Origin of the sequence: Arthrobacter oryzae (assembly GCF_031454875.1) — a bacterium.
GTDB lineage: Bacteria > Actinomycetota > Actinomycetes > Actinomycetales > Micrococcaceae > Arthrobacter > Arthrobacter oryzae_D.
On record NZ_JAVDRQ010000020.1, the window covers coordinates 1 to 20,113 of the forward strand.

At 65.8% G+C, this 20,113-nt stretch carries 16 protein-coding genes, 1 tRNA gene, 1 pseudogene and 1 riboswitch; of the genes and pseudogenes, 9 read left to right on the forward strand and 9 right to left on the reverse strand.

The features are described 5' to 3' along the window. The 4 genes and pseudogenes from J2805_RS23390 to J2805_RS23405 all read right to left on the reverse strand — a co-directional run. Window positions 1-195 (reverse strand): annotated as a pseudogene (locus J2805_RS23390) (glycine cleavage system protein H); the annotation flags it as partial. Between the two features lie 551 nt (window positions 196-746). Beyond that, window positions 747-1,895: a glycine cleavage system aminomethyltransferase GcvT gene (gene gcvT / locus J2805_RS23395; RefSeq protein WP_309980424.1), complete on the reverse strand. Its 1,149-nt coding sequence runs from the start codon at window positions 1,893-1,895 to the stop codon at window positions 747-749. Between the two features lie 9 nt (window positions 1,896-1,904). Continuing rightward, window positions 1,905-4,766 carry an aminomethyl-transferring glycine dehydrogenase gene (gene gcvP / locus J2805_RS23400; RefSeq protein WP_396134471.1) on the reverse strand — a complete coding sequence of 954 codons (2,862 nt, stop codon included), beginning with the start codon at window positions 4,764-4,766 and terminating at the stop codon, window positions 1,905-1,907. Between the two features lie 190 nt (window positions 4,767-4,956). Beyond that, window positions 4,957-5,055: riboswitch (glycine riboswitch) on the reverse strand. A 148-nt stretch (window positions 5,056-5,203) separates the two neighbouring features. Next, window positions 5,204-5,743: a TetR/AcrR family transcriptional regulator gene (locus tag J2805_RS23405; RefSeq protein ID WP_309980426.1), complete on the reverse strand. Its 540-nt coding sequence runs from the start codon at window positions 5,741-5,743 to the stop codon at window positions 5,204-5,206. Window positions 5,744-5,811: 68 nt separating this feature from the next. Here J2805_RS23405 and J2805_RS23410 point away from each other — a divergent pair, with 68 nt between their 5' ends. Further along, on the forward strand, window positions 5,812-7,455 hold the full coding sequence (locus tag J2805_RS23410; protein ID WP_309980427.1) for an MFS transporter: 1,644 nt from the start codon (window positions 5,812-5,814) through the stop codon (window positions 7,453-7,455). A gap of 174 nt (window positions 7,456-7,629) precedes the next feature. Here J2805_RS23410 and J2805_RS23415 read toward each other — a convergent pair whose 3' ends face one another. Continuing rightward, complete coding sequence (locus tag J2805_RS23415) at window positions 7,630-8,109, reverse strand: Dps family protein (protein ID WP_309980428.1); 480 nt, start codon at window positions 8,107-8,109, stop codon at window positions 7,630-7,632. Window positions 8,110-8,301: 192 nt separating this feature from the next. Here J2805_RS23415 and J2805_RS23420 point away from each other — a divergent pair, with 192 nt between their 5' ends. From J2805_RS23420 to J2805_RS23430, 3 genes are read left to right on the forward strand one after another with little or no spacing between them, the layout of a single operon-like run. After that, window positions 8,302-9,336, forward strand: a complete 1,035-nt coding sequence (locus J2805_RS23420; RefSeq protein WP_309980429.1) for a nitrilase-related carbon-nitrogen hydrolase — start codon at window positions 8,302-8,304, stop codon at window positions 9,334-9,336. Continuing rightward, a complete protein-coding gene (locus J2805_RS23425) occupies window positions 9,333-10,358 on the forward strand; it encodes an agmatine deiminase family protein (RefSeq protein WP_309980430.1) in 1,026 nt (341 codons plus the stop codon). The genes J2805_RS23420 and J2805_RS23425 overlap by 4 nt, the downstream gene beginning before the upstream one ends. A gap of 30 nt (window positions 10,359-10,388) precedes the next feature. Continuing rightward, a complete protein-coding gene (locus J2805_RS23430; protein WP_309980431.1) occupies window positions 10,389-11,978 on the forward strand; it encodes an APC family permease in 1,590 nt (529 codons plus the stop codon). Between the two features lie 95 nt (window positions 11,979-12,073). Here the strand turns inward: J2805_RS23430 and J2805_RS23435 are convergent, their stop codons facing one another. The 3 genes from J2805_RS23435 to J2805_RS23445 form a co-directional block, all read right to left on the reverse strand. After that, window positions 12,074-12,616: an AMIN-like domain-containing (lipo)protein gene (locus J2805_RS23435; protein WP_309980432.1), complete on the reverse strand. Its 543-nt coding sequence runs from the start codon at window positions 12,614-12,616 to the stop codon at window positions 12,074-12,076. Window positions 12,617-12,842: 226 nt separating this feature from the next. Continuing rightward, window positions 12,843-13,145, reverse strand: a complete 303-nt coding sequence (locus J2805_RS23440) for a DUF4193 domain-containing protein (protein ID WP_028271346.1) — start codon at window positions 13,143-13,145, stop codon at window positions 12,843-12,845. A 152-nt stretch (window positions 13,146-13,297) separates the two neighbouring features. Continuing rightward, entirely contained in the window at window positions 13,298-13,519 is a 222-nt protein-coding gene (locus tag J2805_RS23445) for a hypothetical protein (RefSeq protein WP_309980433.1), read from the reverse strand. Between the two features lie 144 nt (window positions 13,520-13,663). Between J2805_RS23445 and J2805_RS23450 the strand changes: the two genes are divergently transcribed. The 5 genes from J2805_RS23450 (at window position 13,664) to J2805_RS23470 (ending at window position 19,978) form a co-directional block, all read left to right on the forward strand. Beyond that, a complete protein-coding gene (locus J2805_RS23450; RefSeq protein ID WP_309980448.1) occupies window positions 13,664-14,014 on the forward strand; it encodes a hypothetical protein in 351 nt (116 codons plus the stop codon). A gap of 66 nt (window positions 14,015-14,080) precedes the next feature. Then, a complete protein-coding gene (locus J2805_RS23455) occupies window positions 14,081-14,665 on the forward strand; it encodes a TetR/AcrR family transcriptional regulator (RefSeq protein WP_309980434.1) in 585 nt (194 codons plus the stop codon). Between the two features lie 401 nt (window positions 14,666-15,066). Continuing rightward, window positions 15,067-16,563: an aldehyde dehydrogenase family protein gene (locus tag J2805_RS23460; RefSeq protein ID WP_309980435.1), complete on the forward strand. Its 1,497-nt coding sequence runs from the start codon at window positions 15,067-15,069 to the stop codon at window positions 16,561-16,563. Beyond that, window positions 16,564-18,204: a GMC family oxidoreductase gene (locus tag J2805_RS23465; RefSeq protein ID WP_309980436.1), complete on the forward strand. Its 1,641-nt coding sequence runs from the start codon at window positions 16,564-16,566 to the stop codon at window positions 18,202-18,204. 178 nt (window positions 18,205-18,382) lie between these two features. Further along, window positions 18,383-19,978, forward strand: a complete 1,596-nt coding sequence (locus tag J2805_RS23470) for an APC family permease (protein WP_309980437.1) — start codon at window positions 18,383-18,385, stop codon at window positions 19,976-19,978. 49 nt (window positions 19,979-20,027) lie between these two features. Here J2805_RS23470 and J2805_RS23475 read toward each other — a convergent pair. Further along, window positions 20,028-20,101, reverse strand: a tRNA-Thr gene (locus J2805_RS23475). Between the last annotated feature and the right edge of the window lie 12 nt (window positions 20,102-20,113).

The following is a 20,113-nucleotide window of genomic DNA, read 5'->3' on the forward strand; positions in this document are numbered from 1 at the left end:
CTTGGTGGACTCAACCTCACCACAGGTCTCCCCCGCCGTCACCGGCGAGCCAACCTCGGGCAGGTCCACATACACGATGTCGCCCAGGGCATCCGTGGCCACGGCCGAGATGCCGATGGACACAATATTCCCGTCCTCGCGGGACACCCACTCGTGCTCGTCGGAGTACTGCAGTTCAACGGCAACTTTTGCCATGTTTTTTCCTTTGCTCTTGAAACTCGTGGGCTAAATCAATGGTGGCGGGGTATCGCGGCGGGACGCGCCATCCTCCGCGTGCGCGGTCGCGAGGGCGCCCGCTGGGCGGACGCGACGCTCCCTTAGACGCACGCTTCCGGATGCCGCGCCCCCGCCGCTGGAGGCCAGTTCAGTTTTCGGGGACACCAGTTCCACGGAAGAAACTGTGGCCATTCGGTATCTTCCAGGTCCAAGCTCCGCGTTGGCAGCAAGCGTTTCAACAAGCGCAACCCCCAATGATCGAGCTTGTCGAGGTAACAGAACCCACCTGCGGCAGGCGGTCCATCCCCAGCACCTTGGCTTGCGAAAGCGCCGAAACCGGGCTGCGGTCCTGTCTTGTCCCTTGTCCGAAAGTGAGCTGCCGGCCCCCTTCGGGGCCGGCATCCGGAAGCGTGCGTCTAAGTGAGCGTCGCGTCCGCTAGCGGGCGCTTTCGCGACCGAGCACGCGGAGGATGTCGGCCCGACGGGGCTAGACGGAGCCGGTTTCGACAGGCTCAACCAGCGGAGCCGGGCTACTTTTGGCGCTTGTAGAAAGGCAGTGCGACGACTTCGAACGGCTCCGCTTTGCCCCGCAGGTCGATGTCCAGCGCGGTGCCGGGTTCGGTGAACTCGACGTCGACGTAGGCCAGGGCAACCGGGTAGCCGAGGCTCGGGCTCGGCTGGCCGGAGGTGACTTCGCCAACGACGTTGCCGTCCTTGAGGACCGGGTAGTGGCCGCGGCCGGCCCGGCGTCCAAGGCCTTTGAGGCCCACGAGCTTGCGGCCCGACGTGGTGCCGGCACCGGCTTCCTTCTTGGCTGCCAGTGCCGCCTTGCCAACGAAGTCGCCTTCCTTGGAGAGCGCGACTACGGGTCCCAGGCCGGCTGCGAACGGGTCGCCGTCAATGGACAGCTCGTTTCCGTAGAGCGGCATGCCGGCTTCGAGGCGGAGCGAATCGCGGGAAGCGAGGCCGGCAGGCACCAGCTCCCCTTCGTCCGCGATGGCGACGATGGCCTGCCAGAGGGCTGCGGCGTCGTCGTTCGACACGAAGATCTCGAAACCGTCCTCACCGGTGTAGCCGGTGCGGGCGAGCAGGAGGTCAGAACTGCGGCCAGCCACCATAAAGGGAACCTCGACGGCGGCGTAGTACTTCAGCCCGGTGACCAGCTCGTGCTGCGCCGCGGGAACCAGGCGGAGCAGGATGCCTTCGGCCCTCGGACCTTGAACGGCGATCAGCGATGTGGCGGCCGAAACGTCATCGACCGCAACTTCGAACCCGGCCGACCGCTGGGCGAGAGCCGCAGCCACCACTTTGGCGTTTCCGGCGTTGGGCACAACCAGGAACCGGTCGTGGCCCTCGGCGTCGCTGGGACGCCTGTACGTGATGAGGTCATCGATGATGCCGCCGTCCTCGTTGCAGATCAGCGAGTACTTGGCCTTGCCCACGGCCATCGCCGAAATCTTGCCGACGAGGGCGTAATCCAGGAAAGCTGCGGCGTCGGGGCCGGTGACCCAGACTTCGCCCATGTGGGAGAGGTCAAAGATGCCCGCAGCCTTGCGGACGGCGTGGTGCTCGGCCAGTTCGGAGCTGTACTTCAGGGGCATCTGCCAGCCGCCGAAGTCCGTGAAGGAAGCGCCGAGCTTCTTGTGCTCTTCGTAGAGAGCGGTGTAGTTCTCAGTCATCAGGAGTCCTTAGTTTTCAAACTCGGAAAGCGGCGGGCAGGAGCAGATCAGGTTGCGGTCACCCAGCGCTCCGTCGATCCGGCCAACGGGCGGGAAGTACTTGTCCTGCTTCAGGGAGTGCACCGGGAACACGGCTTGTTCGCGCGGGTAGCCGCGGTTCCAGTCGGTGCTGATGGCTGCGGCCGCCGTGTGCGGTGCGTTGCGCAGCGGGCTGTCCGCGAGGGTGAAGTCGCCGTTTGCCACCTGGTCGATTTCCGCACGGATGGCAATCATCGCGGTAATGAACCGGTCGATCTCGCCCAGGTCCTCGGACTCGGTGGGCTCCACCATCAGGGTGCCGGCCACCGGGAAGGCCAGGGTGGGGGCGTGGAAGCCGTAGTCGATCAGCCGCTTGGCCACGTCCTCAGCCGTGACGCCGGTCTTGGCAGTCAGCTCCCGCAGGTCCAGGATGCACTCGTGCGCCACGAGGCCGCCTTCGCCGGTGTAGAGGACCGGGAAGAAATCGTTGAGGCGGGCTGCAACGTAGTTGGCAGCGAGCAGAGCGGACTTGGTGGCATCGGTGAGGCCCCGGCCGCCCATCAGCTTCACGTAGGCCCAGGAGATGGGCAGCACACCGGCGGATCCGTACTTGGAGGCCGAGATAGGGGTGCCGTCCGCGCCGTTGGCCGGATCTGCCGCGTTGCCCGGCATGAACGGAGCCAGGTGCGCCTTCGCTGCGACCGGGCCGACCCCCGGGCCGCCGCCGCCATGCGGGATGCAGAAGGTCTTGTGCAGGTTCAGGTGGGACACGTCGCCGCCGAACTTTCCGGGCTGGGCCAGGCCCACCAGGGCGTTGAGGTTGGCACCGTCGATGTACACCTGTCCGCCGGCTGCGTGGATGGCGTCGCAGACTTCGCGGACGTCGGCGTCGTACACACCATGGGTGGACGGGTACGTGATCATGATGCAGGACAGGGCGTCCTTGTGCAGCTCGATCTTGGCGTTCAGGTCGGCGTGGTCAATCGTGCCGTCGGCCGCCGTGGCCACCACAACAACCTTCATGCCGGCCAGAACAGCTGAGGCCGCGTTGGTGCCGTGCGCGGACGCTGGGATCAGGCAGACGTTGCGCTGGGCGTCGCCGCGGGACAGGTGGTAGCCGCGGATGGCCAGCAGACCGGCGAGCTCGCCCTGGGACCCGGCGTTGGGCTGGATGGACACCTGGTCGTAACCGGTGATTTCGGTCAGCTGGGCTTCGAGGTCGGCGATGAGTTCACGCCAGCCCTCGGTCTGGGAATCCGGGGCGAACGGATGGATGGAGGCAAACTCCGGCCAGGAGATGGCTTCCATTTCGGCGGTGGCGTTCAGCTTCATGGTGCAGGAGCCCAAGGGAATCATGGTGCGGTCCAGCGCGAGGTCCCGGTCCGAGAGCTTCCGGACGTACCGCAGCAGCTGCGTTTCGGAGCGGTGCGTGTGGAAGACCGGGTGCTGAAGGTACTCGGAGGCGCGTTCGACGGCGGCATCCAGGCGGAAGTCGCCGTCGGCGTCTGCAACAGTCGCGCCGAAGGCGGCCAGCACGTCAGCCACGACGGCTTCGGTGGTTGCCTCATCAGTTGAGATGCCCACCGTGTCGGCGTCGATGCCGCGCAGGTTGATTCCCCTGGCTTCGGCGGCGGCAAGGACGTCCGTTGCCTTGCCCGGGACGGACACGGTAACGGTGTCGAAGAAGCTGGTGTGCTGGACGGCCAGCCCGGCGGCCTTCAGGGACGTGGCCAGTGTCCTGGCGTGGCCGTGGGCGGTCTCCGCGATCGCCTTCAGGCCTTCCGGGCCGTGGTAGACGGCGTACATGGACGCCACAATGGCCAGCAGGGCCTGCGCGGTGCAGATGTTGGACGTGGCCTTCTCACGGCGGATGTGCTGCTCGCGGGTCTGCAGGGCAAGCCGGTACGCCGGCAGGCCGGTGGAATCCTTCGAGACGCCCACAAGGCGGCCCGGCATGGAGCGCTCGAGGCCCTTCTGGACAGCCATGTAAGCGGCGTGAGGTCCGCCGTAGAACAGCGGCACTCCGAAGCGCTGGGCGGAACCGACAGCGATGTCGGCGCCCTGCTCACCGGGCGGGGTGATGAGGGTGAGAGCCAGAAGGTCGGCTGCAACGGTCACCAGTGCACCGCGTTCCTTCGCGGCGGCGATGACCTCGGAGTGGTCGAACACCCGGCCGGAGACGCCGGGCTGCTGGAGGACAACGCCGTTGATGTCGCCGTCGGGAAGTCCCTTCGACAGGTCAGCAACCTCAACCTCGAACCCGAGCGCTTCGGCACGGCCCTTGACGATGGCGATGGTCTGGGGCAGGCAGTCGGCATCCAGCACGGTCTTGCCGTCGCGGGCGGTTGCGTTCTTGTTGGCGCGGCGCATCATCAGCACGGCCTCCGCAACAGCGGTGGCTTCATCCAGCAGCGATGCGTTGGCGATGGGCAGGCCCACCAGGTCCTGCACCATGGTCTGGAAGTTCAGGAGGGCTTCGAGCCGGCCCTGCGAGATCTCGGGCTGGTACGGGGTGTACGCCGTGTACCAGGCGGGGGCTTCGAGGATGTTGCGGCGGATCACCGGCGGCGTGACCGTGTCGTAGTAACCCTGGCCGATCATCTGGACGGCGGTCTTGTTCTTTGCTGCCAACTTGCGCAGCTCAGCCAGGGTTTCCACCTCGCTCAGGGCCGCGGTGAGCTCCAGCGGGGAATCCTGCCGGATGTCCTTCGGAACGGCCGTGTCCACCAGGGAGTCGACGGTGTCGTAGCCGACAGCCTTGAGCATCGCGTCGACGTCGGCTTCGCGGCGCGCGCCGATATGGCGGTCAACGAAGGAAGTGGAGGCTGAATTGACAGTCACAAGGAACTCCATAACTAAGGCGGCGCAGGGTACGCCACAGTGATTCGGGTTCCTCCCCACTCTGTATCGGACCTGAGAGTTTCCGCGCAGCCGTGCTTCGCATGGCTCCGCTTGCACCGTCGGTGAGCACAGCATGTCAGCGTTCCGTGTCCTCAACAGGGTTGGGACTCGGAACGGACAGCCTGCTGCTTTCCAGAGTTGCCTTGCCGCGGCGGTACATGGGCCTGAGAGATTCCTGGGGAGGATTTGCTCCTACGGCGCCTGCTTGTACCTACTTGCAGAACTCTCCCGCCGCAGATCAAAGGCATATTTAGTTTGCGGTGACAACAGTCACGGCCTCTATTGTCCTACGTCGGCGACGCGTCTGCAAACTCCCCGCCAGCCCGCCCCCCGGTTACGCAGCGACGGAACGGACGGCCTGAATGGCGGGTTTCGCGGCGGCGCGGCACTCAGCCCCGGAGGCGTTCGACGGCGGCGAGCAGACTGTCCACATCGCCGCCCATTTCGGGCGGCGACGCGCCGGGGCCGCTCGCCAGCATGGCATTGAAATACAGTCCGTCCCCCATATAGAGCACGGCCTTTGCCATCGCCGGACCGACGTCGCCGGCCAGCAGTCCCAGCCAGGCACCCTGGACGGCAGCAAACCGGTGCAGCGTTTCCTCGTGGGCCACTTCAGCGAGCCGCGTGGCGGCCACAAAGACGCGGTCCAGCGGAGTGCCGGCCCAGAGCGAGGACTTGATGAAGTGCACTGCGGCCCCCTCGGGAGCATTGGCCATGATTTCAACATCCTCGGCGACCAGCCGGTCCATGCGCTCCAAAAGCGCCGAAATCATGGCCTCCTTATTCGGGAAATGGTACAGAAGCCCTCCCTTGGAGACGCCGGCCCGCCTCGCCACGGCGTCCACCGTGGCGGCACGTTCGCCCACTTCAATCAGCAGGGATTCAAAGGCGTCCAGCACGGCCTCGCGTGCGACAGGTTTTCTGGCCATGGTTCCTATCATGCCCGGTGGCCCGGGCTCATTTCTTAACTATACCGTCCAGACGGTACAGTTATTGCATGGGAACCTTTTCTTCCACCCCGACACCGGCCGCGCAGGACCTCACCGCAGATACCGTCGGCCGCGCAACGAACCAGCCTGCCGGCGGCCAGCCTCGCACCCAGCAGCCGCCCGCCAATCAGCCTGCGGCCCCCGGGCGGGGGCGCGACTGGCTGGCCCTCGGACTGCTCATGTTTCCGGTGCTGCTGGTCGCCGTCGACAACACGGCACTCACCTTCGCGCTGCCCGCCATCTCCCGCAGCCTGGAGCCCAGCGGTGTTCAATTGCTGTGGATCGTGGACGCCTACCCGCTGGTCCTGGCCGGGCTCCTGGTGGCCATGGGAAGTTTTGGCGACCGGATCGGCCGCCGCCGGCTCCTCCTGATCGGCAGCACGGGGTTCGCTGCAGTGTCGGCAGCCACGGCTTTCGCGCCCAGCGCTGAATGGCTCATCGCCGGACGCGCGGCCCTGGGGCTTTTCGGTGCGATGCTGATGCCGTCCACCCTCTCCCTGATCCGCAACATCTTCCCGGATCCCAACCGCCGGCGGCTCGCCGTTGCCATCTGGGCGGCCGGCTTCTCGGGCGGTGCTGCCCTGGGTCCGATCTTCGGCGGCTGGCTCGTGGAGCAGTACTGGTGGGGTGCCATCCTCCTGGTGGCGGTGCCCATCATGCTGCCCATCCTCGCGTTCGGCCCGGTTTTCATTCCCGAGTCCAGGGACCCCCGGCCCGGCACGACAGACGTCGCCAGCATCGTCCTGTCCCTGCTGACGATGGTTCCCGTGGTCTATGGCATCAAGTCGCTGGCCACCGAGGGATTCGGCGTCGCACCGGCAGCGGTCATCGGCTTCGGGCTGCTGATGGGCTACGTCTTCGTCCGACGCCAGAAACGGCTGCGGAGCCCCCTGCTGGACGTGGGCCTCTTCGGGAACAGGATTTTCAGCACCGCCATTACGGCCAACGTCCTGGCGCTGTTTTCCTTCAACGGCTTCATTCTTTTCCTGGCCCAGCACCTCCAGTTACTGGACGGCCAAAAGCCGACGGAATCCGGAATAGCCATGATTCCGGCCCTGATTGCCACCGTGGCCGCCGGGTTGCTCGTGGTGCCGCTGGTCCGGAAAGTTCGCCCCGGCTTCGTGGTGGCAGGCGGGCTTTCCCTCAGCGCCACCGGTTACTTCGTGGTGGCCTTCGGGGATCATTCAGGCGGCCCGGCCCTCCTGCTGGGCGCCCTGCTGATCCTTGCCCTGGGAGTGGGCGCAGCGGAAACGATCTCCAACGACCTGATCCTTGGTGCAGTTCCGCCGGAAAAGTCGGGCGCGGCGGCCGCCATTTCGGAAACAGGCTATGAGATCGGTTCGCTGCTTGGCACCGCCATTCTCGGTTCGATCCTCACGGCGTCCTACCAGCGGAACCTGGTCCTCCCGGAAGGCATCGGCGCCGGCGGCCCCGGCGGTGCGCACGGCATCTCCCAGGCGCGCGAGACGCTGACCGGGGCAGTCGAACTCGCCCACTCGTTGCCGGCGCCGCTGGCGGAGGCCCTGACATCGGCCGCCCGGGTTGCGTTCGACTCGGGTGTCCATGTGACGGCGTCCATTGCGCTGGGGCTGATGGCGGGGGCAGCGGTCCTGGTCGCCGTCGTGCTCCGCGGAGTGCCCAAGGCGAGGTAGCGCCTCAGTCCCGGGCTAGCGCACCCATAGTCAACGGCTCGATAAAAGGAAGCCCGGCTCCGGTTCAGATCCGGTGCCGGGCTTCCCGTGTGGCTGTGAGCCGCCGCGGACATCACTGCAGCGGTTTTTCCTGCTGCCGGGGTGTCCGGCGGGCGAGATCTCCTGCTCGCGAGGCTATTTGCTGTCGGGAGTGGTCACGCTTGCCGAAGCCTTCATGTTCTCCGCGCCCACCATCCAGGCATACTGCTCAAGCTTGGCAATGATCTCGTGAAGCAGGTCCGCGGTGGTGGGGTCTTCTTCATCAACCTCGTCGTGGACCTTGCGCATGGTGCCCACCACGGCTTCGAGTGCGGCCACAATCCGGTCAACGGCGTCCTTGGTGCTGATCAGCCCCTGCGGGAACTGGGCGAGGCTGGTGGATTCCGCCACGGTGGCACTGCGGCCGTCCGGCAGGGCATGGAGCGCGCGCATACGCTCGGCCGTGTCATCGGCAAAATTCCGCGCCGCGTCGATGATCTCATCCAGCTGCAGGTGAAGGTCGCGGAAGTTGGTTCCCACGATGTTCCAATGCGCCTGCTTGCCCTGGAGATGCAGTTCAATCAGGTCCGCGAGCACAGCCTGCAGATTGTTGGTCAGCGTCGGTGATGCCTTCATTGATCCTCCTGGTGTCAGCGGTTTCTCGGGTATTTCGAAACTATCCCAGCCACCCCAGCGGCGCCACCGGTTCTCGCCCCGGGCTTAACAAAATGATGTTTGTTCATTTTTTCCTTGCCATGCGCCAGCTTGGCGTGGATACTAAATGAACGTCATTCATTTAGTGACGGCCGTCTCACTGGAGTATTCACCATGATTGAAATCACCTGCCTTACACCGCCGGTATCGTTCGCGCGGACCCAGCCCTCCGAACGTCCTGCGCTGCGGGTCGGAGTGGTCCAGCACCGCTGGCACGACGACGCCGCGGAACTCCGCGCGGAACTGGACGAGGGCATCGGACGCGCCGCCCGGCTGGGGGCCACCGTTGTCTTCCTGCCGGAACTCACCCTCTCCCGCTACCCCGCGGATACGCTCCCCGAAAACGACACCTCACGTTCGTGGGCGGCGCGCCCCCGCCCGTCGGACCTCGCCGAGGAGCTGCTGACGGGCCCCACGTTCCGCTTCGCGGCCGAGGCCGCCCGCCGGCACAGCGTCTGCATCCACGCCTCGCTTTACCAGCGCGCGGAGAACCCGGACGGCTCGGATGACGGCCTGGGGCTCAACACTGCCATCCTCGTTTCACCCGAGGGTGAACTGCTGGCCCGAACTCATAAGCTCCACATCCCGGTGACCGCCGGATACTACGAGGACAAGTTCTTCCGCCAGGGCCCGGCCGCGGCGGACGCCTATGAGGTCCATTCCCCTGCCGAGCTGGGCGGCGCCCGGCTGGGCATGCCCACGTGCTGGGATGAATGGTTCCCCGAACTCGCCCGCCTGTACTCCCTGGGCGGCGCGGAGATCCTGGTCTATCCCACCGCCATCGGCTCGGAGCCGGACCACCCGGACTTCGACACCCAGCCGCTCTGGCAGCAGGTGATCGTGGGCAATGGCATCGCCAACGGCCTGTTCATGGTGGCCCCGAACCGCTGGGGACGCGAGGGGACGCTGAACTTCTACGGCTCCTCCTTCATTTCGGATCCCTACGGCCGGATCCTGGCCCAGGCACCCCGCGACGAATCCGCAGTCCTGGTCGCCGACCTGGACCTGGACCAGCGCAAGGACTGGCTCACACTGTTCCCGTTCCTTGCCACCCGCCGCCCGGACACCTACGGCCGGCTCACCCAACCCGTCCGGCGCAGCGAGCCGCTCGGCGGCGAAGCACCCACCTATCACGAGGTGACCGCATGACCCGCTGGCGCATGCCCGCCGAGACGGCCCCGCAGGAGCGCATCTGGATGGCGTTCCCCACCGGCGGCTACACCCTCGGCGAGACGGACGAAGAAGCCCATGCAGCGCGGTCCGTCTGGGCCGCCGTTGCCAATGCCGCCGTCGAATTTGAGCCGGTGACCATGGTGGTGACTCCCGACGACGTCGGCACCGCCTCGCACTATCTGGATCCGGCCGTTGAGGTGCTCACCGCAGACCTCAACGACGCGTGGATGCGGGACATCGGCCCCACGTTCGTCCTGGACGACGCCGGTCGCCTCGGCGCCGTCGACTGGGTTTTCAACGGCTGGGGCGCTCAGGACTGGGCCCGCTGGGACAAAGACGCGCTGATCGGGGCGGAGGTGGCCGGCCGGTCCGGAGCCCGCCACCTTCCCTCGGCAATGGTCAACGAGGGCGGCGGCATCCACGTGGACGGCGAGGGAACCGTGCTGGTGACCGAAACCGTGCAGCTGGACCCGGGCCGCAACCCCGGACTGTCCAAGGCCGACGTGGAAGCCGAACTCGCCCGGACCATCGGCGCCACGCACGTCGTCTGGCTGCCCCGCGGCCTGACCAGGGACTCCGAGCGGTTCGGCACCCGGGGGCACGTGGACATTGTGGCGGCCATCCCCTCCCCCGGCACGCTGCTGGTCCATTCCCAGCAGGACCCCGCACATCCCGATTTCAAGATCAGCCGCGAGCTCATCAGCTACCTGTCCACCACACGGGACGCGGCGGGCAGGGAGTGGAACATCATCGAAGTCCCCGCACCCGCTGCGCTCACGGACGACGAGGGCTATGTGGACTACAGCTACATCAACCACCTCGTGGTCAACGGCGGCGTGATTGCCTGCACGTTCGCGGATCCCAACGACGAAAAAGCGCTTCGGATTCTCTCCGACGCCTACCCCGGACGACGGGTCGTGGGCATCGACGCCCGCGAGCTGTTCGCGCGGGGCGGCGGCATCCACTGCATCACCCAGCAGCAGCCAGCTGCGTCCTAGAACCGTGCTGATTCCCAGAAAGGGACGGACATGACCCAAACCATCCGCAACAGCTCCGAGGCCGGCGCAGTCCATGCCGGGGCAGCCGGCGCAGGTTCCGCCGTCGCTGACGCGCCGGGCACGCCGCACGGCATTACCGGAAAGGGACTTAAGGGCGGGCAGCTGGGCCTCCTCGCCGTCGTCGTCCTTGGCATTTCCACAATTGCCCCGGCCTACACGCTGACGAGCGCCCTTGGCCCCACGGTGAACGAGGCGGGGCTGCAGCTGCCCGTCATCTTCCTCATCGGCTTCATTCCCATGATCCTGGTGTCCCTGGCCTACCGGGAGCTCAACGCCGACTCCCCGGACAGCGGCACCACATTCACCTGGGTTACCAAGGCCTTCGGCCCATGGGTGGGGTGGATGGGAGGCTGGGGGCTCCTCGCCGCGAACATCATCGTGTTATCCAACCTGGCGGCCGTGGCGGTGGACTTCTTCTACCTCTTCCTCGCGCAGCTCACGGGGACACCGGAACTGGCTGACCTTGCCGCCAACAAGCCCCTCAACGTGGCCACCTGCTTCGTTTTCGTGGCCCTGGCTGTCTGGGTGAGCTACCGCGGGCTGCACACCACCAAGATCGTGCAGTACGGCCTGGTGGGCTTCCAACTGCTGGTGCTCGGACTGTTCGTGGCCATGGCGTTCGCCAACTGGTCGTCCTCGGAAACGTCCATTCCGTTCAGCTGGGAATGGTTTGACGTCACCAGGATTGAAACCTTCGGACAGATTGCCGCCGGAATTTCGCTGTCCATCTTCGTGTATTGGGGCTGGGATGTGTGCCTGACCGTGAACGAGGAAACGGCCAACGGCAAGAAGACAGCGGGAATCGCCGGTACCCTCACGGCCGTCGTGGTCCTGGGCATCTACCTGCTGGTGACCATCGCCACCATGATGTTCGCCGGAGTGGGCACCGAAGGCGTCGGCCTGAACAATGAGGAGAACCACGCAAACATCTTCACGGCGCTGGCCTCTCCCATCATGGGTCCCTTTGCCATCCTGATGTCCCTGGCCGTCCTGTCCAGCTCGGCCGCGTCGCTGCAGTCCACGTTCACCTCGCCGTCCCGCAGCCTGCTGGCCATGGCGCATTATGGCGCCCTGCCCAAGCCCTTCAGCCGCCTGAGCAAGAAGTTCGCGACGCCGGGCTTCGCCACGGTTGCGGCGGGGGTTCTCTCTGCGGGTTTCTACGCCGTGATGCATGTGCTCAGTGAGAACGTCCTCAACGACACCATCCTCGCCCTCGGACTGATGATCTGCTTCTACTACGGGCTGACGGCGTTCGCGTGTGTCTGGTACTTCCGCAACAGCGTTTTCAGCAGCTTCCGCCATTTCATGCTGCGCCTGCTCTGCCCGTTGCTGGGCGGCCTGGGCCTGCTTGTGGTGTTCCTGCAGACCGCAGCGGACAGCTGGGCGCCGGAGTTCGGCAGCGGGTCCGAGATCTTCGGCGTGGGACTGGTGTTTGTCCTCGGAGTCGGAATCCTCGCCCTCGGCGCCGTGTTCATGCTGATCATGGCCAGGTTGCGGCCCGGGTTCTTCCGCGGCGAAACCATACGCAAGGACACCCCTGCCCTGGTGGTGCCCGAGTAGGCCTCCCGTAACCAGCTCGCTGGAAGAGCCACAAAGCTGCAGGCCCCGTCCCGGAAGTCCGGAACGGGGCCTGCAGTGCGTTCGGCTAGCGACTGTCACCAGTAGTGTGCAACGTCAACCACCAGTCGTGATCCCGCCCCGGGCCCGTCCAGGGTGAATACCCTGAACGGAAGGCGTCCGCGGACACCAAGGCCAATGGTCGAGTAGCCTTCGAAACTTCCCGCCCACGCCAGCTGGCGGAAAGTCTGGTAGCCGCCAACGTTGGCCAGTTCATTCCTGTCAGCCGGGTTGTACGTGGAGTTGCCGCCGTCGTCATAGGCCGGCGCAGTGGCAGTGATCTGGAGGAATGCCCGCCCCCGCAGGGGAACCGGGAACCCCGAACCGTCCTGCACCACTGTTGGAACATACCGTGCCGTGTAGCCTTCCACGGGCCCGTTGAGGTAAATCACCAGGCGGTCGAAGCAGTAGTGCTGCCCCGTCCGGACATTGGTGACCTTTCCGGTACTCATGGTCGGCTCGGATTTCTCCAGCGATCCCCACGCCAGCCCGCAGTAGGAGGCTGACGCCGGCGCCGGAGCCACCAGGCCGAGTCCTGCCGCCATCAGGACTGCGGCGAACCATACTTGGAACTTCTTCATTTGAGCCACCCTCGGAAGTGATGAGATACCTCAAGCGTAGGAGTCCGTTCGGGCTAAAACGAGGGCTGAAATCCGTTCGGCGCTCAACTGTTAGCCTGCCTCGGCGCAGGTTACGGGACGGTGTTGCGGCGGTGGTTTTCGCGGCGCTTGGACACCGCCGGCACGGATTTTGGGCGTGGTTCCGTGATGTCAGATAACGACGGCGGCGGTGACGTCGAAAAGTCTTTTAGCCTTCGCAGTCGCGGCAGTACTTCATGCCGTTCTTTTCGCGTGCCACCTGGGACCGGTGGCGGACCAGGAAGCAGGAGGAGCAGGTGAATTCATCGGACTGCTCCGGAACAACAGTGACCGTGAGCTCTTCGCCGGAAAGGTCCGCCCCGGGAAGGTCGATGCCCTCGGCCGTATCGTTCTCATCGAGGTCGATCACAGCGGTCTGCGCCCCGCCGCCGCGGGACGCCTGAAGGGCCTCCAGTGATTCTGCGGGAGACTCTTCTTCTGTCTTGCGTGGGGCGTCGTAATCGGTAGCCATAGCGTGGTTCACTTTCGTTGCTGCGCAGCGCCATTTCGGCACCTCAGTGAAGCAGTTTAGGGCATCCTGCCGGTAGTCACGGAATAGTGTGTTCAACCCGACAGATTACGTCGCCACGCACCGCCGCGCGAGTCCCTGCAGCAGTTCGGCGGTTATCGGCGGCTTGCCGCACCGCCCGTGTCCCGGTGCGCCCTCGCGGCGTGATCAGCTGCGACGGACACCCCGCTGAGCGCCGGGAGCCAGCCCCACCTGGTGACATCGGCGATGGCCGTATTGCCCTGCTCCCAGGCGCTGGATTCCGGCGAGGATGCAGCGGCCGGCATGGGCGGGGCCTCGAACCATGAGGCAATTCTGGCGAGCAGGCGTGTTGTCATACGCCCAAGGTAGGTGCGCCATGTTGTGGGCAGGTTTCGCCGCAGTCTCCGCGCCGTTACATCTTCAGGCAGGGCTCTGGCGGCCCGTGCCGGGGGGATCTAGCCTTGATGGACAGCACATCCGAGAACACCGGAGGTATTGGCATGGCCACGAAGCTCAACAAGAAGGCATTGGACAACGCCCGCAGCCTGGTGAAGGACGGGAAAGTCGTCCGCGACACCCGGGACGACTGGAGCGAGCACGCACCTTCAGCTGACCAGGAAAATGCCTTTATCGAAAAGCACGGCTTTACGGAATTTTCGAAGTGGCACCTGGGGCTGGACCCGGATGAATCTGAGGGCACAAAGGGCAGCGTCAGTTTCCCGTTTGGCGATTTCAAGAAAGTGCACCGTTGCGCGGTCGTTTCCCTGGAAAGTCGGGCGGCCCAATACAACCACGATGAAATCGCCAAGGCCGCCAAGGACCTGCTGGAAAGGATAGACGCCGACTCGTAGCCATGTTCGCGGAAGGCCACCTTCCCCGAGGATGCACTCGCCCGGATTTCACAATAGTCTGGCCGGGTGGATACAGGCACCGTAAACTCCGGCGAACAGCTTGACAGGCAATCGCGCATTCTCGAAGCGGCGCTGGACCTGCTGTCGCGCCACGGCATCTCAGGTGTCAATATGCGCGCCGTGGCCCGCGAAGCCGGCGTCGCGCTGGGGCTCGTGAACTACTACTACGAAGACAAGTCGAGCCTGATCCGTGCCGCCTTGCACCGCACGGACGAGCACGACCTGATGCTGGTCGCGCCCGACCCGGCGTCGCCCCCGGACGAGCAGCTCCGCAAAGCCCTCCGACGCGTTGCCGGCCCGGATCTCCTGACCACACGGTATCTGTCCCTGCGTCTCCACCTTTGGGCCCTCGCGCAAGCCGATGAAGATTTTGCGCTGATAAATGCGGCTGCGTTCGAGCGGTATCTCGATGGGCTCGCCACGCTGATAGGGAATGCCATACCCGAGCTTTCCCGCGATGAATGCAGGGAGCGGGCGGCCGACATTGTTGTCATCCAGAACGGCATGTGGCTGACAGCGCTCCTTGGCGTAGACGAGGCATCCATCCAGAGGAGCATCGCCCGCACGGAGCAGATCGCCTTCGCCGCTTAGCGGCAAAACGACCCCGGAGCCCCAAGCCCCAGGACCCTTGCCCCCATTTCACGGAGCGGCGCCCGGTCATAAATATCATTGAACACTTGTTCAAACAAGTCTTGAACAAGTGTTCAATGTCAATTATTGTGCTTCGTATGACCTTCGCCACACCTGAAGCAGCCCAGCACCTGCTCGAAGGGCGGCCACTGGGACGTCCACCAATGGCTGCACGCTCTCTCTTGCTTACGGCGGCGGTTTCCGCCGCGGCTGGTCCCGTCGTCTTGCCCTGGGCCATCAGCTACGCCCGGCACCGGCAGGCCCAGCTGGACGCAACGCCATAAATCGGCACTTTCGGCGCCCCTCGTGCTGGTCCCGGCGGACCTGCGCGTCGAACCCGATGACTACTAATAGGAGACACCATGACCGATAGCGCATCCACCCTCTTCATTAACGGCTCGTGGGAGCCGGCCGCGTCCGGCGCAGTGCGCCGAATCCGCAACCCGGCCGACGGCGAACTGGTCGCCACGGTGTCCGAGGCGGGCCGGGAAGATTCCGAGCGCGCTATTGCTGCGGCCCGGGCGGCCTTCGACTCCGGCGTCTGGGCCTCGGTCCCGGCCCCCGAGCGCGGTGCCTTCCTGCTCAAGGTCGCCGCCGAACTGCGTGAACGCCGCGAAAAGTTCGCCCGCGCCGAATCACTGGACACCGGGAAGCGGATCATCGAAAGCCGAATCGACATGGACGACATCGCGGCCTGCTTCGAATACTTCGGCAGACTCGCCGGGCAACAGGCGGGCCGAGTGGTCGACGCCGGGGACCCCGCCGTCGTTAGCCGGATCGCCTACGAGCCGGTGGGTGTCTGCGGCCTGATCACGCCGTGGAACTACCCCTTGCTCCAGGCCGCCTGGAAGATCGCGCCCGCGCTCGCCGCCGGCTGCACCTTCGTGCTCAAGCCATCCGAGCTGACCCCGTCCACCGCCATCCTGGCCATGCAGCTACTGCAGGACCTGGGCCTGCCGGACGGCGTCGCCAACCTCGTGACCGGCCCCGGAGCGGAGGCCGGCGCACCGCTCTCGGAACACCCCGGCATTGACCTGGTCTCTTTCACCGGCGGGTTGGAGACCGGCAAGCGAGTTGCCGCGGCTGCCGCGGGCACCGTGAAGAAGGTGGCGCTGGAGCTTGGCGGCAAGAACCCCAACGTGGTGTTCGCTGACGCGGACTTCGACGCCGCCGTCGACAATGCGCTGAACGGGGCGTTCGTGCACTCCGGCCAGGTCTGCTCCGCCGGGGCGCGGCTGGTGGTCGAGGAATCGATCGCCGAGCGCTTCGTCGACGAGCTGGTGCGCCGCGCGCAGGGCATCATCCTCGGCGGTCCGTTCGACGAGGGCGCCGAAACCGGGCCGCTCATCTCAGCGGCCCACCGCGAGAAGGTCCACACCTACGTCCAGCGCGGCGTTGAGGAGGGTGCGCGGCTGCGGTGCGGCGGCGCGGCACCTGTTGGGGAGAAGTACGACGCCGGTTTCTACTACCAGCCAACCGTCCTGGACCGCGTGCGCAAGGGAATGTCCGTCGTCGTGGACGAAGCCTTCGGACCGGTGGTGACCGTCGAAACGTTCCGCACCGAAGACGAGGCCGTGGCCACCGCCAACGACACCGTCTACGGCCTGGCCGGCGCGGTCTGGACCCAGGACGCCGGCAAGGCACAGCGCGTGGCATCCCGGCTGCGGCACGGCACCATCTGGATCAACGACTACCACCCGTACCTCCCCCAGGCCGAGTGGGGCGGCTTCGGCCAGTCCGGCGTCGGCCGCGAGCTGGGTCTCACCGGTCTGGCCGAATACCAGGAAGCCAAGCACATCTACCAGAACACCAGCCCGCAGGTAACCGGCTGGTTTGCTGACCACGGCAAGGAGAACTAGATGCATACCGACAACGTCGAGAACCTCAACGAGCGGGAGTTCGACTACATCGTCATCGGCGGCGGATCCGCCGGAGCTGCAGTCGCCGCCCGGCTGAGCGAGGACCCGGCCGTGTCCGTGGCGCTCGTGGAGGCCGGCCCGGACGACCGCGGCGTGCCCGAGATACTGCAGCTGGACCGCTGGATGGAGCTGCTGGACTCCGGCTACGACTGGGACTACCCGATAGAACCGCAGGAAAACGGCAACTCCTTCATGCGCCACGCCCGCGCGAAGGTCATGGGTGGCTGTTCCAGCCACAACTCCTGCATCGCCTTCTGGGCCCCACGCGAAGACCTGGACGAGTGGGAGTCCAAGTACGGCGCCACCGGCTGGAACGCTGAGGCCGCCTGGCCCCTGTATCAGCGGCTGGAGACCAACGAGGACGCCGGCCCGGACGCGCCGCACCACGGCGACTCAGGCCCCGTGCACCTCATGAACGTGCCCCCGGCGGACCCCGCCGGCGTCGCGCTCCTGGATGCCTGCGAGCAGGCCGGCATTCCGCGCACGAAGTTCAACACCGGCACCACCGTCATCAACGGCGCCAACTTCTTCCAGATCAACCGCCGCGCGGACGGCACCCGCTCCTCCAGCTCGGTCTCCTACATTCATCCGATTATCGAGCGCGGGAACTTCACGCTGCTGACCGGCCTCCGCGCCCGCCAACTGGTGTTCGACTCGGACAAGCGCTGCACCGGCGTCGACGTCGTGGACTCGGCGTTCGGCCGGACTCACCGGCTCTCCGCACGTTGCGAGGTCGTCGTGTCCACCGGCGCCATCGACTCGCCCAAACTGCTCATGCTCTCCGGCATCGGCCCCGCCGCGCACCTCGCCGCGCATGGCATCGAGGTCCTGGTCGACTCCCCCGGCGTGGGCGAGAACCTGCAGGACCACCCCGAAGGCGTCGTGCAGTTCGAGGCCCGGCAGCCGATGGTGCAGACTTCGACGCAGTGGTGGGAGATCGGCATCTTCACCCCTACCGAGGACGGCCTCGACCGACCGGACCTGATGATGCACTACGGTTCCGTCCCGTTCGACATGAACACCCTGCGGTACGGCTACCCCACCACGGAGAACGGCTTCAGCCTCACGCCGAACGTCACGCACGCCCGCTCCCGCGGTACTGTCCGGCTGCGCAGCCGCGACTTCCGGGACAAGCCTGCGGTGGACCCTCGGTATTTCACCGATCCGGAGGGCCACGACATGCGCGTCATGGTCGCCGGCATCCGCAAGGCCCGCGAAATCGCCGCCCAGCCTGCCATGGCCGAATGGACCGGCCGCGAGCTCTCGCCCGGCATCGAGGCGCAGACCGACGAGGAACTGCAGGACTACATCCGCAAGACGCACAACACCGTTTACCACCCCGTCGGCACCGTCCGCATGGGCCCGGCCGACGACGACCTGTCCCCGCTCGACTCCGAGCTGCGGGTCAAGGGCGTCACCGGCCTGCGCGTCGCCGATGCCTCCGTCATGCCGGAACACGTCACGGTCAACCCCAACATCACCGTCATGATGATCGGCGAGCGCTGCGCGGACCTGATCCGCGCCAGCCGCACCGGCGAAACGACGTCGGTGGAGGCGGAGCTCATCGGTTCCCTTCCCTGACAGGCAACGCGCCCACGGAGGGATCCGGCGGCGCTCAGTAATGGGGGAACGGCCGGCGCCCCGGTGCCCGGCCGTTGATTTCACCCGCGTCCAACGGCGTCCGCGGGCCATCACCATCGTGCTTTTCGACTTAGGAGCTCAGATGTTAGAACCCAGTAAAAGTACAGACTCAAGCGGCATGGACGAATTCGGCTACACCCAGACCCTGGACCGAAGTATCGGCAAGTTTGCCAGTTTCGCCGCAGGTGTCAGCTACATCTCCATCCTCACCGGCGTTTTCCAACTGTTCTATTTTGGTTTTTCCATGGCCGGCCCGGCATATGCCTGGTCCTGGCCCATTGTCTTCGTCGGCCAGCTGATGGTGGCGCTGTGTTTTGCCGAACTTGCCGGCCGCTACCCCGTTGCGGGATCGGTCTACAACTGGGCCAAACGGCTGGCGTCCGGAACCTCGGCATGGCTGGCGGGCTGGTTGCTGCTGCTGTCCTCCATCATGGCGCTGGGGTCCGTGGCACTGGCGCTGCAGCTCACATTGCCGCAGCTCTGGTCCGGCTTCCAGTTCGTCGGTGACGGCACCGGCCCCTACGACTTCGCCATGAACGGCGTAGTGCTGGCCACCATCATGATCACCATCTCCACCCTCATCAACGCTTTCGGCGTGAAGCTCATGACCAGAATCAACAGCGTCGGCGTTTTCGTGGAACTGGTCGCGGCCGTGCTGCTGATCCTCGCACTGGGCTGGCACGTGGTGCGCGGGCCTGAGGTCTTCTTCGACACCGCCGGCTTCGGCGAAGGGCACGATCTTGGCTTCTTCGGCGTCTTCCTGATCGGCGCCATGGCTTCCGGCTATGTCATGTACGGCTTCGACACCGCCAGCTCCCTCGGGGAGGAAACAAAGGACCCCAAACGCACCGCGCCCAAGGCCATCCTGCGGGCCGTCACGGCCTCGTTCCTGCTCGGTGGCCTGATCCTGCTTTTTGGCATCCTGGCCGCACCGGACCTCACGGATCCCAAAGTGGGCTCGGCCGACGGCGGCCTGCAGCACATCGTGCTCTCGGTCTTGGGCGGCCCCTTCGGCAAGGCTTTCCTCGTGTGCATCGTGGTTGCTGTGGTGGTCTGCACCCTGTCCGTCCACGCGGCCGCCATCCGGATGATGTTCGCCATGGCGAGGGACAACAACCTGCCGTTCAGCCGCCAGCTGAGCAAAGTGGATCCGGTCCGCCGGACCCCTACCGTTGCGGCCATCGTCATCGGCGTCCTGGCCGTCATGCCACTACTCATCAATGTCATGCAGCCGGCGATTTTCACGATCTTGTCCAGCATCAGCATCGTGCTGATTTACCTGTCCTACCTCCTGGTCACCGCACCCATGCTGCGCAGCCGGCTCCTGGGGAGGTGGCCGGGTGTTGATTCCGATGCCGGATTCAGCATGGGCAAATGGGGGCTTCCGGTGAACATCCTCGCGGTCCTGTGGGGCGGCGCCATGACGGTGAACCTGATCTGGCCGCGCCCGGAGATCTACAACTCGGTGCCGCCGTTCGAGTGGTACCTGCAGTGGGGCGGGGTGCTGTTCGTTGCCGCCGTCACGGTGGGCGGGGCCCTGCTCTACCGCCTGAAGATCCGCCATCAAACGGGCGTGCTGGCCGAGCACGCCGCAGCAGTCGCAGCACACCCGTCGTCGGGCACCGACCAAACGGAGTCTCCGGATGCCGCCTTGCTCGCGACGGATCCTGTCCAGACCAGAGCCGCGCGGCCCCCTGCGGACATTGTCAGCTAGGTCTCACGTGCTGGCTGGCAACGGCCCCGGAGGCCCGCCGCAAAATCGGGGCCCCCTGTCGGATTCGAACCGACGACCCCCGCTTTACAAGAGCGGTGCTCTGGCCAACTGAGCTAAGGAGGCGTGCGTGCTTCT